General features: G+C 65.0%; 17 protein-coding genes. 4 read left to right on the top strand and 13 right to left on the bottom strand.

Going from position 1 to position 15,862, the window contains the following annotated elements; all coding sequences use genetic code 11:
- Positions 1–106: 106 nt before the first annotated feature.
- Positions 107–850, top strand: coding sequence for a formylglycine-generating enzyme family protein (locus tag VFA60_07140; protein ID HZQ91550.1), 744 nt, complete (start codon positions 107–109; stop codon positions 848–850).
- Here the strand turns inward: VFA60_07140 and VFA60_07135 are convergent.
- Positions 820–1,293 (bottom strand): hypothetical protein, encoded by a 474-nt coding sequence (locus VFA60_07135; protein ID HZQ91549.1) that lies wholly within the window; start codon positions 1,291–1,293, stop codon positions 820–822. The genes VFA60_07140 and VFA60_07135 overlap by 31 nt on opposite strands.
- Before the next feature lie 87 nt (positions 1,294–1,380).
- Between VFA60_07135 and gltX the strand changes: the two genes are divergently transcribed.
- Positions 1,381–2,838 carry a glutamate--tRNA ligase gene (gene gltX / locus VFA60_07130; protein ID HZQ91548.1) on the top strand — a complete coding sequence of 486 codons (1,458 nt, stop codon included), beginning with the start codon at positions 1,381–1,383 and terminating at the stop codon, positions 2,836–2,838.
- Between the two features lie 166 nt (positions 2,839–3,004).
- Positions 3,005–3,394 (top strand): hypothetical protein, encoded by a 390-nt coding sequence (locus tag VFA60_07125; protein HZQ91547.1) that lies wholly within the window; start codon positions 3,005–3,007, stop codon positions 3,392–3,394.
- Positions 3,395–3,480: 86 nt separating this feature from the next.
- On the opposite strand, the gene VFA60_07120 is transcribed toward VFA60_07125, so the two are convergent.
- The 3 genes from VFA60_07120 to VFA60_07110 all read right to left on the bottom strand — a co-directional run bounded on the left by VFA60_07120 (position 3,481) and on the right by VFA60_07110 (position 5,504).
- Positions 3,481–4,041, bottom strand: coding sequence for a protein-disulfide reductase DsbD domain-containing protein (locus VFA60_07120; protein ID HZQ91546.1), 561 nt, complete (start codon positions 4,039–4,041; stop codon positions 3,481–3,483).
- A 47-nt stretch (positions 4,042–4,088) separates the two neighbouring features.
- Positions 4,089–4,706 (bottom strand): TlpA disulfide reductase family protein, encoded by a 618-nt coding sequence (locus tag VFA60_07115; protein ID HZQ91545.1) that lies wholly within the window; start codon positions 4,704–4,706, stop codon positions 4,089–4,091.
- A 72-nt stretch (positions 4,707–4,778) separates the two neighbouring features.
- Positions 4,779–5,504, bottom strand: coding sequence for a cytochrome c biogenesis protein CcdA (locus VFA60_07110; protein HZQ91544.1), 726 nt, complete (start codon positions 5,502–5,504; stop codon positions 4,779–4,781).
- A gap of 216 nt (positions 5,505–5,720) precedes the next feature.
- Between VFA60_07110 and VFA60_07105 the strand changes: the two genes are divergently transcribed.
- Positions 5,721–6,065, top strand: coding sequence for an STAS domain-containing protein (locus VFA60_07105; protein HZQ91543.1), 345 nt, complete (start codon positions 5,721–5,723; stop codon positions 6,063–6,065).
- A 95-nt stretch (positions 6,066–6,160) separates the two neighbouring features.
- Here VFA60_07105 and VFA60_07100 read toward each other — a convergent pair whose 3' ends face one another.
- From VFA60_07100 to VFA60_07060, 9 genes are all read right to left on the bottom strand, one after another.
- On the bottom strand, positions 6,161–6,553 hold the full coding sequence (locus VFA60_07100) for a hypothetical protein (protein ID HZQ91542.1): 393 nt from the start codon (positions 6,551–6,553) through the stop codon (positions 6,161–6,163).
- A gap of 200 nt (positions 6,554–6,753) precedes the next feature.
- On the bottom strand, positions 6,754–7,548 hold the full coding sequence (locus VFA60_07095; protein ID HZQ91541.1) for a fumarylacetoacetate hydrolase family protein: 795 nt from the start codon (positions 7,546–7,548) through the stop codon (positions 6,754–6,756).
- A 72-nt stretch (positions 7,549–7,620) separates the two neighbouring features.
- Positions 7,621–8,301: an NAD(P)H-binding protein gene (locus VFA60_07090; GenBank protein ID HZQ91540.1), complete on the bottom strand. Its 681-nt coding sequence runs from the start codon at positions 8,299–8,301 to the stop codon at positions 7,621–7,623.
- 60 nt (positions 8,302–8,361) lie between these two features.
- Complete coding sequence (locus VFA60_07085) at positions 8,362–9,471, bottom strand: fibronectin type III domain-containing protein (GenBank protein HZQ91539.1); 1,110 nt, start codon at positions 9,469–9,471, stop codon at positions 8,362–8,364.
- Positions 9,472–9,559: 88 nt separating this feature from the next.
- The gene (locus VFA60_07080) at positions 9,560–9,910 is read right to left on the bottom strand and encodes a phage holin family protein (GenBank protein ID HZQ91538.1); all 351 of its coding nucleotides are present in this window, start codon (positions 9,908–9,910) and stop codon (positions 9,560–9,562) included.
- Positions 9,911–10,012: 102 nt separating this feature from the next.
- The gene (gene clpB, locus VFA60_07075; protein HZQ91537.1) at positions 10,013–12,640 is read right to left on the bottom strand and encodes an ATP-dependent chaperone ClpB; all 2,628 of its coding nucleotides are present in this window, start codon (positions 12,638–12,640) and stop codon (positions 10,013–10,015) included.
- Positions 12,641–12,751: 111 nt separating this feature from the next.
- Positions 12,752–13,258, bottom strand: coding sequence for an Hsp20/alpha crystallin family protein (locus VFA60_07070; GenBank protein ID HZQ91536.1), 507 nt, complete (start codon positions 13,256–13,258; stop codon positions 12,752–12,754).
- Positions 13,259–13,415: 157 nt separating this feature from the next.
- Entirely contained in the window at positions 13,416–14,645 is a 1,230-nt protein-coding gene (locus VFA60_07065; GenBank protein HZQ91535.1) for a class I SAM-dependent rRNA methyltransferase, read from the bottom strand.
- A 169-nt stretch (positions 14,646–14,814) separates the two neighbouring features.
- Entirely contained in the window at positions 14,815–15,816 is a 1,002-nt protein-coding gene (locus VFA60_07060; GenBank protein HZQ91534.1) for a tetratricopeptide repeat protein, read from the bottom strand.
- Positions 15,817–15,862 lie beyond the last annotated feature (46 nt).

Genomic DNA, 15,862 nt, shown 5'->3' with positions numbered 1-15,862 from the left:
CCGGCACACTGTTTGGCGTGAGCCAAGTGCGCGTGTGCGGAGCCGGGCGGCCTCGCCCGGGTGGCATTCCCCTGCGTGGCTCGGACGCCCTCGTCCGCGTGCTGCCATGACGGCCACCGGAACAATCCACGAAGCCCTTCTCCCCCAGCTCATCGCCATCCCAGCCGGCTCGTTCCTGATGGGGACCAGCGGCGCCGAAGCCGCGCGTGCCGCCGTCCCAGTCAGCGACAATGAACGCCCGGCGCACCGTGTCTTCGTCGACGCGTTCCATCTCGCCGCCACTCAGGTCACGAACGGCGAGTATGCGCGGTTCCTGGCAGCAACCTGCGCGCCGCCGCCGCCGCACTGGGGCGAGCCTGACTTCAGCAATCCGCGCCAGCCCGTCGTCGCCGTGTCGTGGTTCGAAGCCGTCGCTTACTGCGATTGGCTGAGCGCGCAAACCGGACGCAACTTCCGCCTGCCCACGGAAGCAGAGTGGGAGCGCGCTGCACGCGGAGGCAGCGAGTCGAAGCTGTTTCCCTGGGGCAACGAACCGGCGCAATCGCGCCCCAACTATTCCGCTCGCTGGCTGCATGGCCCTGAGCAGGTGGCGACCGCGCCGCCCAATGCCTACGCCCTGTTTGACATGTGCGAGAACGTGCACGAATGGTGCAAGGACTGGTTCGCGCCGGACTACTACGCCGACTCCCCCGAACGAAACCCGCAGGGACCTGCGAGCGGCGAACGCCGCTCATCCCGCGGCGGTTCCTGGCGACATCACGTGAAGATTTCACGCTGCGCCGCGCGTTCGAGTATCCCGCCAGACTTTCACTACGCGGATTATGGGTTCCGCGTGGCCTGCTCGCCCTGAGCCGGACCAAACGCGTCCCGCGTGCCCTCCTGCGACAGATACCAGATCACCACCACGCGTGCGATCAGCGCTCCGCCGGTGCGCACGATTCGCCACAGCTGCACATACGCCACTGCGGCCGAAACGTCGGGAATCGCCATCACCGCGCCCGCCAGGGCCAGCACAAAGGTCAGGCGCCGGGCCCAGTTCCGCCGCCTGAACAGTCCATAAGCATTCACGCCGTACATCGCGCCGCCGGCAAAGAACGCTCCCGGCCCGGCGACCTCCATGGTGAACAGCAGCGGCGCGCCCCAGGAGAACCAAATCCTGCCGGCCCACAACAGCGCGCCCGTCGCGGCGAGATACAGCGCCAGCGCCGCACTCAGCAACGCAATCAGCCTGATTCCCATTGGCGGGGGCTCACGGCCGGCGTCGCGCGCGATGCCGAGGGTCTGCACAGTCATGAGAGTACGCCGCGCGCCGCCCGGTGACACGCGGGCGGGCGAGGTTGCCGCATTTTCCCGCGCCCGTTACCATCAAAGTTTCGGTTTATGTCCTCGCAATCAACCGGCAGCAGCCCCGTTCGCGTCCGCTTCGCGCCATCGCCCACCGGATACCTCCACGTGGGCGGCGCGCGCACCGCGCTGTTCAACTGGCTGTTCGCCCGGCACGCCGGCGGCACCTTCATCCTGCGCATCGAAGACACCGACAGGGAGCGCTCCACGCAGGAGATGGTGGAGGGAATCCTGGTCGGCATGCGCTGGCTCGGCCTCGACTGGGACGAAGGACCGTTTTTCCAGTCGCAGCGCCTGGAGAAATATCAGGAAGCCGCGCGCCGTCTGGTCGCCTCCGGCCACGCCTACTACTGCTTCTGCACCAGGGAGCAGATCGAAACGCGCCGCGCCGCCGCGCAGGCCGAAGGACGTCCCCCGAAATACGAAGGCGTGTGCCGCAGGATTGCGCCCGAGGAAGCCGAGCGCCGCCTCGCGGCCGGCGAACCCGCGGCAATTCGTTTCGCGGTGCCGCCATCCGGCTCCACCGCTTTCGACGACGCCGTTTTCGGCCGCGTCGAGTTCGCCAACACGGAACTGGAGGACTTCGTGCTCCTGCGCTCCGACGGCGTCCCGACCTACCACCTGAGCGTCGTCACCGACGACCTCGACATGCGCATGACGCACATCATCCGCGGCGCCGACCACCTTTCCAACACGCCCAAGCAGGTGCTGCTGTACCAGGCCCTGGGCGCGCCGCTGCCCGGGTTCGCGCACGTGCCGCTCATTCTCGGCCCTGATAAAACGCGCCTCAGCAAGCGCCACGGAGCGACCAGCGTGATGGCCTATCGCGACGAGGGAATCGTGCCCCAGGCGTTCCGCAACTTCCTGGCGCTGTTGGGCTGGACTCCGCCCGACGCCTCGCGCGAAATCCTGCGCGACGACGAACTCATCGCGCTCTTCGCGCTCGACGGCATCTCGCGCGCCAACGCCGTCTTCGATCGCGCCAAGCTCGACTGGTTCAACGCCGAGTACATCCGCGCTCATCCCGCGGAAAAACTGCTTCCACTGATAGAAGACGAGTGGCGCAACGCGGGTCTGCCCGCCCCTGAGCGCGATCGCGAATGGATCCTGCGCACCATTGACCTGCTGAAGCCGCGCGCCCGCAGCCTGAAAGACTTCGCCGGCTCGTTCCGCGCCTATTTCTACGATCAGTTCGAGCCCGACACTGCCGCCATAGCAAAGTTCTTGAAGGAAGACTCCGTCCGGCAGATGCTTGCCGAACTCGCGGCCCGCTACGGCGCCACCACCGATGGTTTCACCGAAGAGCAGGCCGAGAAGACGCTGCGCGATTTCGCCGCGGAGAAAAACGTCAAGGCCGGCGCGCTCATCAACGGCGCCCGCGTCGCGCTCACCGGACAAGCCGTCGCGCCCAGCCTGTTCGCCGTCATGGCCGCGCTCGGCCGAGAGCGCACCGTCACGCGCCTGCGCGCCGCAACTTCACTTCCAACTCAATGAAGACCGCCGCCGTCACCGGTTGGCCGATGGCACTTGGCGGTCAACACTTGGCCGTCCAGCTCGGTGGTATTTGCTTCCGTGAGTCCGCATTGACTTCACGGGCCAAATGCCGAGTGCTAAGCGCCAACTGCCGTCCTACAATGCAGCCCAAACAGGGAGGGTTTGCATGGGACGCGCCATCGGCTTCATCAGCATCATCATCGTCGCCGCAATCGGCTTCTGGATCTACACCAAACAGGGGAGCAGCGCGTCACCAGGCGGCAATGCCGCCGCCAGTCCACGCGCCACGATTGACCTTGTCGGCGTGAAAAACGACCTCAACGCCATCGCGCAGGCCGAGCGCCGCCACTATGCCAGCGATGGCAAGTACGTTTCGCTCGACGACCTGCGCTCCAACGGTGACATCAGCATGCAGGGCAGCGGCCGCGGCCCCTACACCTACTCGGTCGAGACCAGCGACACCGGCTTCCGCGTGATCGCCACCCTGACCGGCGCCGCCGAAGGGGTGCCGCGCAGCATCAGCGTGGACGAAACGATGCAGATGAAGCAGGAATGAGCTATTTGTGATTTGTGATTGGTCATTTGTGATTTCCTCTCAGCTCGCGCACATCGCCGATCACAAATAACAGATCACACTTGGCCTTACCGATGTACGTGCGGGCTCTGCGCCGGATTTCTCTGCGGCGCAGCCTGGCGCGGCGCGCGGTCCACCCGGACATCGAACGCGATGGGAAGTTTCTTGGGAGGGAAGCAGGCGCGATCGTCGCACGCCTGGTAAACCAGGTCACCGTGCACGCGGAACGTGCCGGGCGCCGCCCTGCGCGTGGAGCTCACCACCGCACCGATGGAGAATTCGCCGGTGTATACGCTGAGGATCTCTTTCGGCGCGAACTGAAAGCTCATGTCGCGCCCGGCCGGATAGGCGATCTGCCCAATGCCTACGTCGGTCGGCGGATTCAGCCGCAGCTTGGTGGCGATCAGGTATTCGCCGCGCGGCATGTTGGAATTGATGTGCTTCCCCGGCTCCACCTTGAAACGGAACGTGATCTTCGCCGGCTTTCCAGACACCACGCGAATCGGCGCGACCGGAAGTGCGGTAACGAACTGAACATTGTCCGGCGCCGAAAACGACCTTATGGCCTTGTCGTCGCCCTGCGCGCCCGCGGCCAGGCGCCCGATCACGCACACCAGCACGAGCGACACGGCCAAACCCCATGCCTTTGCACGCCCGGGCTCGATGGACAGCCGTTTCATCTCGTCGCCGCGGCCGGCTGTGCGGTGGGGGCCGCGCTCGCCGCCTGGTTGCCCGGCCCGACGGCCAGCGCCTTCTTGATGTTGTCTTCGATTTCCTTGCGGCTCACGATGCCGAACACGCGGTCGAGCACTTTGCCGTTGCGGTCGATATAGAACGTGGTCGGCAGGAACTGTACGCCGCCGTAGGCCTGGCCCACCGCTTCTTTGCCGATCAGGATGGTGTAGCTCACCTTCACGTCATCGCGCGCGAACTTGCGGATGTCCGCCACCGAGGCGTCGTCCATCGCCACACCCACCACCTCGAGGCCCTGCCCGGCGTACTGCTTGTGCAGCTCTTCAAACCACGGCATCTCCAGCTTGCAGGGCTGGCACCACGTGGCCCAGAAGTTCAGCAGCACCGCCTTACCGCGCAGGCTCGAAAGCTTCACCGGCTGCCCATCGAGCGACTTCAGCTCGAAGTCCGGCGCCATGGCGCCGCGCAGATCAGCGGGACTCGTGCTGCCGCCCCCGGCATTGAACTGCGCAGTATCCTTGCGCGCCATCCGCACCGCCGCCGTGATCATGATTCCCACCGCCAGTACCACGACGATCAGCACAACCAGGTCCTTACGCATGATTACCGTGTTTCCCTTTCACGTTTTCCTTTGTTGGCCGGCAGCCGGCGGCCGAAAGCCGACAACGGCTTCTTAAAGTGCGAACCGGTTCAGGAATGACAAGTATCCGCTCAGCACCGTGAAGTGCCGCGTCAGCACGAGTGCGCCAATCACGATCAGCAGCACGCCGCTGGCAACCTCCACCGTGTGCAGGTGCCGCCGAAACCGTCCATAGAACGCCAGGAAACGATCAATGCCCAGCGACGTCAGCAGAAACGGCACCGCCAGGCCGGCCGAATACACCGCCAGCAACAGGACGCCGCGGCTGACGTGCTCCTGCGATGCCGCGAACGCCAGGATGGTCGCCAGGATCGGCCCAATGCACGGGGTCCACCCAAAGGCGAACGCAAATCCCACCACGAACGCCCCGAAGGCGGTGCTGCCGCCCTTCACCTCGTGCAGGCGCTTGTCCGCGTACAGCGCCTTGATCTTCAGCAGACCCGTCAGGTGCAGGCCGAAAATGATGATGACCACGCCCGCCAGCCGCGTCAGCAGGGGATAGTACGAGCGCGTCGCCTGCCCAATCCCGGTTGCCACCGCGCCCAGCGAGATGAACACGATGCTGAAGCCCAGGATGAACGTAATGGAGTTCAGCATCACCCGCCGGAACAGGTGCTGCTGCTCGGCGGCGCGCAATTCGTCCACGCCCGTGCCTGAGATCAGCGAAACATACCCCGGCACCAGCGGCAGCACGCACGGCGAGAGAAACGACAGCAGTCCGGCGACGAACGCGGCAATGGGCAGCGGCAGTGATGTCATCGTGATGTTCTATTGTAGCAACGCTGGCGCCGCCCTCCCTCCCGTGTTCCCCGCGAGGGTGCATGGGCTTCCGCGTCGCCACCATCTGGATTCGCCGCGCGCCGCCAAAGTTGCGGAAAGTTCGGCCCGCTGGGACGAACAGGCCAATTGATTGACACTCCCGCAACCTGGGACTAGCATCGAACCCGCGCCAATGCTGGCGAAATCAACAAGCGGATGAGCGTCCAGTTCAACACGCGCCAGGAGAATGGCGTCATCGTGCTGGAAGTGACCGGCCGCCTCATCCTCGGCGAAAGCGGCAGCGGTCTTTACGACCGCGTGGTCGAACACCTCAAGCGCGGCGAAAACAAGGTAGTGCTGAGCCTGGGCGGCGTCAGCTACATCGACAGCTCCGGCCTCGGCGAAATGGCCCGCGCGCTCACCGCCGTCCGCCGCGAAGGCGGCGACATCAAGCTTTCCTCGCTCACCCGCAAGGTCCAGGAACTGGTCCAGGTCACGCAGATCTACAAGATCTTCGACGTCCGCCCCACCGACGCCGCCGCCCTCGCCGCCTTCCAGTAGGCGAAGAAACACGCGCCACGCACTACGGGAGAATCCGTGTCATCGGTGTTTATCCGCGGTGAGCCTTGTTTTCTCTGCCCCTCTGCGGTGTAGTCTCACCGCCGCAGTCCAATCCAGCCTTCCGCGATCACGATCGAATTCCCCGGATTGTGCGGATCGTACTTCACCGACGTGGGCAGACCCAGCCGGCAGGAGTGCAGGTCGAGAAACTGCCGCAGGTGCGTGATGTCCTGAGAGGCTTCGTAGGAAACGCCCGCCACGTCGTACTTGTAGAGGATGAGTTGGATGGTGCCGTGGCCGTTGGGCGTCATCTCGTGCACGTCGGTCACGGTGCCGTCGGTAATGCGTCCCACCGTGCTGATCCACACGCGCCGCTCGCGCTCGCGGTCCTCCGGCGATTTGCGGTTGCGGCGCATCCACCACCACGCGGCGTAGGCAGTGCCCGCGCCGCCGGCCAGGACCAGACTGTAAAGACGAAGTGAAGTCATACCGCGTGGCGAAGTGCTTCGAGCTTACACCAGGAAGTCCGACGCCGGGGATACGGCGGAAACCCTAAACCGGCTGCGGAATTGCCGAACTGCCGTCGTGCCGAATTGAAACCCTTGGGACTGAGCTGCCGAAGCCCATCCGCGTCCCTCCGCAGGTTTTCAATTCGGCAATTCCGCCCTTCGGCCATTCTGCAGTCGATTCATTCGTCCACCACCACGTTGCTCAGGGTGCCCACGCCTTCCACCGTGACCTCCACCAGGTCTCCGGCCGCCAGCGGACCCACACCTGCCGGCGTGCCGGTCGAGATCAGGTCTCCGGGAAACAGCGTCATCACCCGCGAGATGTAGCGCACCACGTGGTCGAGCGTGAAGATGAAGTCGCGCGTGTTGCCGCTTTGCCGCACCTGGCCGTTCACGCGCGTTTCCACGTTCACGCCCGCCCACGGGTCCGGCTCGGTGGAAACCACCGGGCCGACCGGGCAGAACGTGTCAAAGCCTTTGCCGCGCGTCCACTGGCCGTCTTTTTTCTGGAGATCGCGCGCCGTAACGTCGTTCACGCAGGTGTAGCCATGGATATACGGACGCACCGGCTCGTCGTCGCTGAGGCGGCTGCACGTCTTTCCGATGATCGCCCCCAGCTCGCCCTCGTGGTCCACCCGCTGTGAAATTTTCGGACGCCGTATCGGCTGCGCCGGCCCGATGATCGACGACGGCGGCTTCAGGAAGATGAGCAGCTCCACCGGCACCTCGTTGCCCAGTTCCGCTGCGTGCTCGCGATAGTTGCGCCCCACGCACACGATCTTCGATGGCGCCACCGGCGCCAGCAGCTTCGCTTCGGCCAGCGGCACCGGCTGGAAACCCCCGTTGGGCGCGGTAACGCGCGCGTTCGCCACCGGCAGCGGCTGCAGCGTTCGCGTAATCATCTCGCGCCCGCCGGCCACTTCCACCACTCCGTACTGAATGGCCTCGTCTGTTTGGAAACGGCAATATTTCATGCCAGTGAAAACCTTCGCACAAACCTTACGCAATTACCAGTGTGCGCTACTCGGCTCTTTCGCCATCCGCGTTCATCGGCGTGAATCCGCGGGAAGCATTTTTCTGCCGTTGGCCCGGATCGCGGGCACAGGAAAGACTTCGAAGCCGCGCGCCGGATTCTCCACCGCATGCACCAGCGCCCCCACCATCTCGTCCAGCGTGACCAGCCCGAGCCGCCGCGCGCCCTCGCGCGTTGCCGGGAGCCGCTCGCAGATCCAGTAGAACGGCAGCAGCGCGTAAGGCCAGCGATGCCCTGGTCCAAGCACGTACCACGGCCGCAGCACGGTGCAGTTCATCCCCGACTCGCGCAGCAGCCGCTCGCCTTCCGCCCGCACCGCCTGGTACGCCTTCATCACCGGCGCTGGCTGTCCCACGCTCACGTAAACGAAATGCGTGATCCCGGCGCGCGCCGCCGCCGGCGCCGACGCCTGTATGGAAGCCAGGTCAATCGTCTTGAACTCAGCCGCCTTCGCCGGACCGGGGTGCGCCACGCCCACCAGGTGGACGAAGGTTTCGCCCGCGCGCAGTACGCCATCGTATGACTCGCCGCGCAGCGCGTCGCCGATCACCGCGTCACATCCCACCGGCAGCCGCGACTCCGATCCGCGCCGCGCCATCGCCCGCACGGTATGCCCGCGCTCCAACAGCCGCGCGATCATCCGGCGGCCCATGTACCCGCTGCCGCCGGCGACGAAAACAGTTTTTGCAGCCATGCGAACGAAAAAGGACCCCCACGTTCGCGCCCTGCTTTTCGGCGCTAACGTGGGGAAAGACTACTGCTGCGGTACGCTCTCCGTGGCCTCCGCGGATTTCTCGCTCTCGTTGCCGCGCACGTCGACGGCGGTAACCGAATACAGATATCGCCCCCTGGCCACGACGTTCGTGTCGCGGAACGCGGGCGCCTTCAGCAACTCGCTGTTGGTTCGCACCGCGGCGCCGCCCTCCTCGCGCCGGTAGACGTTGTACCCGGCCAGGTCGGCATCGGTATTCGGCGTCCACGTCAGATCGATAAAGCGTTGTGCGCCCGCCGAGGCAAATACAGCTTGCACGCCTGAGGGCGCCGCCGGCGGGAACGTGTCGTGCGCGAAGACTTTGACCGGTGGCGAGTCATCGCCTTCGACGACGATCTTCGTGCCATCCCGGGTCAGGGTGGTCACCGCGGCGACGTGGTACGTGTAGGTCTTCTCCCATTCGATGTTGCGATCCAGGAATATCAGGCTGTACGCGCGGCCTAATTCCGCGTTGACGATCGCCGCGCCCAAATCAACAGTCACGTTTCCGCCCTCTGGTTTTCGGAACACGTGATACTCGATCGTCAGCCCCGGCGATGGCCGAGGCAACCCTTCGCCTCCGCTGGCGCTAATTTGAACGCCTTCGGGAATAACCGCGGATGAAACTCTCTCCGGCGGCGGCGCCGTGGGCGCGGTCGGCGCCTGCACCTGGTTTGAGAGCCCCGCGCCGCGCCCGCGCGTGTTCAGCACCTCGACCGCGTAAGTCACGAACCCGGTAGGCTGGCTCGCCATCAGATCGGCCGGCAACGTATCCACGAACTCGGATTGTGTCTGCTCGTTGCGCCCCGGCGGCGCTCCGCCTGGCGCCTCACCAATCGTCTGGCAGGTGGTCATTGGCGACGTCCCCGGAACACTGCAGATGCGCGTCGGCCCTAGCGCGCGCACGCTCCTCCGATCCGTCGTCTGGCGAGGCGGCGTCCAGGTCAGGATCACGCGCGCACCCTTGCGCGCGGCGCGCAGGTCGCCCACCGTCTTCGGCAATTCCAGCGACGGCGGCTGCGGCGCTCCCGGCAGCCCGCACCCCGCCGCGCAGGCGAGCGCCAGCAACGCCGCGCACAGCGAGCAAATCCCGCTGAGTTTCTTAGAGGACATGCGAACGCGACAGCCTAGCAGATGACGGCGCGAAAGCAACTCGAGCGCCACCCCTATCTCGATCCTCGTAGCGCCAGGCCGGAAAGATTTATTCCCGCTCCGGCTTTCCCAGCAGCCAGTGCCAGAGCGTATTGAGGATGAAAATCAGGATCGCGCCCACGAACGCCGGCCCGAAGCCGCGCACTTCGAACCCGGGCGCCACGGCCGACGCCATCTTCAGCATCAGCGCGTTAATCACGAAGATGAAGATGCCCAGCGTCATCACACTCAGGGGAAAGGTGATGATCTTGAGCAGAAGACCGAGGGTAGCGTTCACCAGGCCGATCACGACCGCTGCGATCAGCGCCGAACCCAGCCCGCTCACATAGAATCCGGGAACGAAGCGCGCCACCAGCAGCAGCGTCAGCGCGCTCAGGAGCCAATGCAGCAGCAGTCGCATGCGATTACGCCAGTGGAAAGTGAATAGTGGACAGTGAATAGTAACGCTTGGCCGCCGCAGTCCATCGCGGTTTTTCGCTATACACTATCCCTATTCACTGCCTTACGCCGCCGGCTGCTTTTCGCCAACCCGCTCGCTGACCCGGAAGACGATCTTGCCTTCACGCTGGTCGGCGTCGGCGATCACGTGGTCGCCGTGCCGGACCTCGCCATCCAGGATCTTCAGCGCCAGCGGGTCCTGGATCAGCCGCTGGATGGCGCGCTTCAGCGGACGCGCGCCGTACACCGGATCGTGGCCCTCGGTGAAGATCAGTTCCTTGGCCGCTTCGGTCAGCTCCAGGCTGATCTTGCGGTCGGCCAGCTGCCGCCGCAGGTCTTCCAGCCGCAGCTCGACAATCCGCGCCAGTTGCTCCTTCCCCAGCGGGTTGAAGATGATGATGTCGTCCACGCGGTTGAGGAACTCGGGCTTGAAATGCGCCTGGAGCGTAGTCATCACCTGCTGCGACGCCTCGCGATAGCCCTCCGGCGTGCGCAGGGCTTCGGCCGTCAGGTACGCGGCCCCCAGGTTCGACGTCATGATCAGCACTACGTTCTTGAAGTCCACCGTGCGGCCCTTGCCGTCGGTCAGGCGGCCGTCGTCCATGATCTGCAGCAGCACGTTGAACACGTCCGGATGCGCCTTTTCGATTTCATCCAGCAGCACCACCGAGTACGGACGCCGGCGAACAGCCTCGGTCAGTTGCCCGCCCTCTTCGTAGCCCACGTAGCCCGGAGGCGCGCCGATCAGCCGCGACACGGCGTGCTTCTCCATGTACTCCGACATGTCGATCCGGACCATGGCGTGCTCGTCGTCGAACAGGAATTCGGCCAGCGCGCGCGCCAGCTCCGTTTTCCCCACCCCCGTCGGCCCCAGGAAGATAAACGACCCGATCGGCTTGCGGGGATCGGCCAACCCCGCGCGCGAGCGCCGGATGGCGTTGGCCACGCGCTGCAGGGCTTCGTCCTGCCCGATCACGCGCTGCCGCAGCCGGTCTTCCATCGTGACCAGCTTCTGCACCTCGCCCTCGAGCATCTTCGAGACGGGAATGCCGGTCCACTTGCTGACGATTCTCGCCACGTCCTCTTCGTCCACTTCTTCTTTCAGCATGCGCGAGCCCGAGGCGTCCATCTCCGCCTGCAGCTTCGCCAGCTCAGTCTCCACCTGCCGCAAATCGCCATAACGGATCTGCGCCGCGCGCTCGTAGTTGGCCTGCCGCTCGGCCGTCTGCTCTTCCAGCTTGAGCTGCTCAATGCGCTCCTTCAGCTGCCGGATGCGCGTAATCTTCTCCTTCTCCGCCTTCCAGCGCGCCTTCAGCGCATTCGACTGCTCGCGAATGCCGGCCAGCTCTTGTTCCACGGCGGTGAGTCGCTCGCGCGAGTTGGGATCGTTTTCTTTCTTCAGCGCCTGCCGCTCGATCTCCAGTTGCGTCGCGCGCCGCTCCAGCTGATCGATCTCGGTCGGCATGGAATCAATCTGGATGCGCAGCGAGGCCGCCGCCTCATCGATCAGGTCAATCGCCTTGTCGGGCAGGAAGCGGTCGGTGATGTAGCGGTGCGAGAGCGTCGCCGCCGCCACGATCGCCGAATCCTTGATGCGCACTCCGTGGTGAACCTCGTACTTCTCTTTCAGCCCGCGCAGGATGGCGATGGTGTCCTCCACCGTGGGCTCGCTGACCATCACGATCTGGAAGCGCCGCTCCAGCGCCGCGTCCTTCTCGATGTACTTGCGGTACTCGTTCAGCGTCGTGGCGCCAATGCAGCGCAGCTCGCCCCGCGCCAGCGCCGGCTTGAGCATGTTGCTGGCGTCAATCGCCCCTTCGGCCGCGCCCGCGCCCACCAGCGTGTGCAGCTCGTCGATGAACAGGATGATCTTCCCCTGCGAGTCCTCAATTTCCTTCAGCACGGCCTTCAGCCGGTCCTCGAACTCACCGCGATACTTCGCACCGGCGAGCATCGCACCCAGGTCGAGCGCAACCAGGCGCTTGGTGCGCAGGACCTCCGGCACGTCGCCGGAAACGATGCGCTGCGCCAGGCCTTCCACAATGGCCGTTTTGCCCACGCCCGGCTCGCCGATGAGCACGGGATTGTTCTTCGTGCGCCGCGACAGCACCTGGACGACGCGGCGAATCTCCTCGTCGCGCCCGATCACTGGATCGAGCTTCCCGCGCCGCGCCGCCTCGGTCAGGTCGCGCGCGTAGCGCTCCAGCGCCTGGTACTTGGCCTCGGGATTCTGATCGGTCACCTTCTGCGACCCGCGCACGGTCGTGAGCGCCTTCAAAATGGCGTCGTGGGTGGCGCCATAGCGCGCCAGGATCTGCTGCGCATCGTCTCCCTTCAGCTGCGCCGCCGCCAGCAGGATGTGCTCGGTCGAGACATACTGGTCCTTGAAGTTCTCCGCTTCCTGAAAGGCCGAATCGAGCAGCTTCTGCGCCGCCCGTGAAAGCGTGGCTTGAGCCCCGCCCGACACTTTGGGCAGCCGCTCGACCGCGCTTCGCGCCTCGTTTGCAATCGTGGCTGCGTTCGCGCCCACGCGCTCCAGCACCGGCGCCACAATTCCTTCCGCATCCGACGCCAGCGCCGCCAGCAGGTGCACCGGCATCAGCTCCGGATTGCCGTGCTCCGACGCCAGCTCATTGGCCGCCTGCACCGCTTCCTGCGCCTTCACCGTCAATTTGTCCCAGCGAATTGCCATTGGATTTCTCGACTCTCGTTTTTTGTAGAACGTACCTTGCCAACGTCTCCTGATTCAGAAAAAAAGGGAGGCGCGACTGGCGCCTCCCGTCCATTCGCAGCAGGCGCGCTGTTATGCCGCCTTGCCGGCGCCGCCCTTGGACTCGATCGTCTTCTGCGGTCCCGGGCCCGCGTTCACTTTGATCTGCTTCGGCTTGGCCTCGGCGCGCTTGGCCAGCGTGATGTTCAGCACGCCGTTCTCGTAGGTGGCCGAAACGTTCTCGGTGTCCACCGTGTTAGGCAGCGTGAAGGAGCGTGAGAACGCCCCGTAGCTGCGTTCGATGCGATGGAAGTTCTCCTGCTTCTCTTCCTCCTCGAACTTGCGCTCGCCCCGCACCACCAGCGTGTGGTCCTGCACACGCACGTCAATGTCCTTCTCCTGAATTCCGGGGACCTCCAGTTTGAGAACGATGTTGTTCTCGGTCTCATAGATGTCCACCGGTGGAACGAATGTCCCCGTCGTCAGAAACTCGTCGCCGGCCTGCTGCGCAGTTCCGCGCGACGTCTCCTGGAACAACCGGTTCATCTGGCTCTGCAGCGATGTCAGCTCACGGAATGGGTCCCAGCGAGTGATAGCCATCTTTCTACCTCCTCCAATTCTCAAAATGAAGTTTTGCTTTGCACAACCGCTCGAATGAAGTCTCGCGCAGCGCTTCACTGCCTTGGATGCAGTAATGAGCGCACTAGAAGCATAAAATATGAGTGTATTGTTGTCAATGTATTTAGTTGATTGTTTTTCATCTACTTACGGCGACAACCACGCACTTCAGGTAGCTCGTCTCCGGGACTTGCAGGATACTGGGATGGTCCGGCGCGGCGCCGCGATGCTCCAGCAGGCAGACCCTCCGCCGGGCGTCTTCGGCGGCCGAAGTCAGCATGTGCAGGAAGTCGGATTCGCTGACGTGGTGCGAGCAACTGCACGTCACCAGAACTCCGCCGGGCCGCAGCATCTTGAGCGCGCGCAGGTTGATTTCCTTGTAGCCGCGCAGCGCCCGAGGCACCGACTTCAGATTGCGCGCGAAGGCCGGCGGGTCGAGCACGATCGTGTCGTAGCTCTTGCCCGCGCGCGCATAGTCCTTGAGCAGATCAAACGCGTTCGCCTCGATCCACTCCATTTCCTTCACCCGCAGCGCTCCCGCATTCAGCTTCTCGTTGCGCTCCGCCGCCTCCAGCGCCGGACGCGAGCTGTCCACCGCGGTCACGTGCTCGCAGCGCCTCCCCAGGTGCAGCGCAAACCCGCCCTGGTAGCAGAAAACGTCGAGCGCCTCGCCGCGCGAATGTCGCTCCGCCGCCGCGTAGTTCTCCCGCTGATCGAGAAACGCCCCGGTCTTCTGCCCCTCGCCGGCCACGTACTCAAATGCGAGATTGTTCATGTGAAACACCGTGCGCGGGGGCGCCCCGGCTGCTGCCGCTGGTGAATTCGGCCACACTACGCCGCCTTCTCGCGGCGGCAGCTTCTCCAGTTGCCGTATGCGCGCGTCCACCCGCTCAACAATCGCGCGCGGCTTGAGCGCGTCCGCCATCCAGTCCAGCACCACGCCACGGAGCCCGGCCCTGTCCCACGCCTGCGTCAGCACCTGGAACGCGACCACGTCGTTGTATCGATCAATGATCAGCCCCGGCAGCGCGTCGGCTTCGCTGAACACCACCCGAAACGCGTCGCTCTCCCGGACGACCTGCTCCCGATACGCCCGCGCCGCTTCCAGCCGCGCTCGCACCAACGCGGGTAGCTTTTCCTCGGTCACCGCGTCGCTCGAGATGAGCCGCAGGGCGATCACCGACGCGCTGCTGTACAGCGCCGTGCCAAGCCGTTTCCCGCGCTCGTCCTCCAGCAGGACCAGCGATCCCGGGTCCGCCGGCGGCGCCTTGAGCAGGTCCGACCGGTACACCCACACGTGTCCTTTACGCAGGCGCGCGGCCGCACGCCAGTCCACCTTCGCCGTCGAAACTTGGCCGGTTTTGGCCACAGGGCCCTGCCTTTGGACTGGTATTCGCGAGCCTGCGCCGTCCCGCACAGAGAGAAACACGTCGCACAGGAAGACCCCGGGTCCTGTTTTTCTCTGCGATCTCTGCGGTGAGAGCTCTTCTCGCTTCAGTTGGGATTGTTGCAGATTGTGCCGCGCCGCGGCCAGCCGCTCAATGCGACTGCTGCGCCACGTTGACGTCCGCCGGCTGAAGTTCGGCCAGCGCCTTGCGCGCGTTCTCGGCGTTCGGACCTTGCGGGGTCTCGCGCAGATACCACTCGTACTCGACCATCGCTTCCTGCACGCGCCGCTGCGCCCGAAGCGCCTGCCCCGCGATGAAATGCGCCACGCTGTAGCCCTGGTCGCCGAGCGTGTGGACGCGATGCGCATTGTCGGCCGCCTCGGTGTATTTCCCCTCCATCAACTGTGACATCGCCAGCAACGTGTACCCCTCCGGCCCGCGGACATCGATCGCCACCGCCTGCGCCAGCTCTTCTTCGGCCTGCGCATATTGCTTTTCACTCATCAGCAGCTTGCCCATGTTGGTATGCGCCTGCGAGCAGCGCGGATCCAGCGCCAGCGCCTTCTCGAACGCCGCGCGGCCGTCCCTGGGCCGCGCCACCTTCATGTACAGCACACCGAGGTTGTTGTGCGCGAGCGCATACCTGGGGAACAGTTCAATCGCCTTTTCGAAGTGGCGAATCGCCTCCTCGATCTTCTGGTGCGTGGCTGCCTGGTTGCCCTTGTCGAGCTCGCGGCGCGCTTTGTCGGGAATGTTGAGCTGCGACGCCGATACCACGCCTCCGGGCCCGGAGGGCGCGTCGCTTTCTTCCGTTCGCACGCGGATCACTTCCATCTGGTCGGCGCCCATGCAGGTCACACTGAGGGGAAGCCCTTCGGTGGGCTGCACGCCCGGACCGGTGACCCGCAGCCGATACGTTCCCGACGGCACGCGCGTGAACTGTGCTTCGCCCATCACGCTGGTCATCGCTTCCGCCTGCACGCTCCCACCCGACCGCAGCAGTTGCACGCGCAACTGTTGCCCGCTGCCGTGGTAAACGCCCTCGAGCTGTATTCGCACGTTCAGCACGCCGCCGTTGGGACAGCGCTGCGCCAGGGCAAACAGGGGGCTGACTGCGGCGAGAACGCCGGCGACGAGCGTGCGCCGAAGCATTCGAACCTCCAGATGGGCCAAAGGAAAGGGGGAGGGGCGGAACGTA

This window comes from Terriglobales bacterium (assembly GCA_035651995.1).
Taxonomy (GTDB): Bacteria; Acidobacteriota; Terriglobia; order Terriglobales; family Acidobacteriaceae; genus DASRER01.
This window is presented reverse-complemented; position numbering and strand designations above follow the sequence as displayed.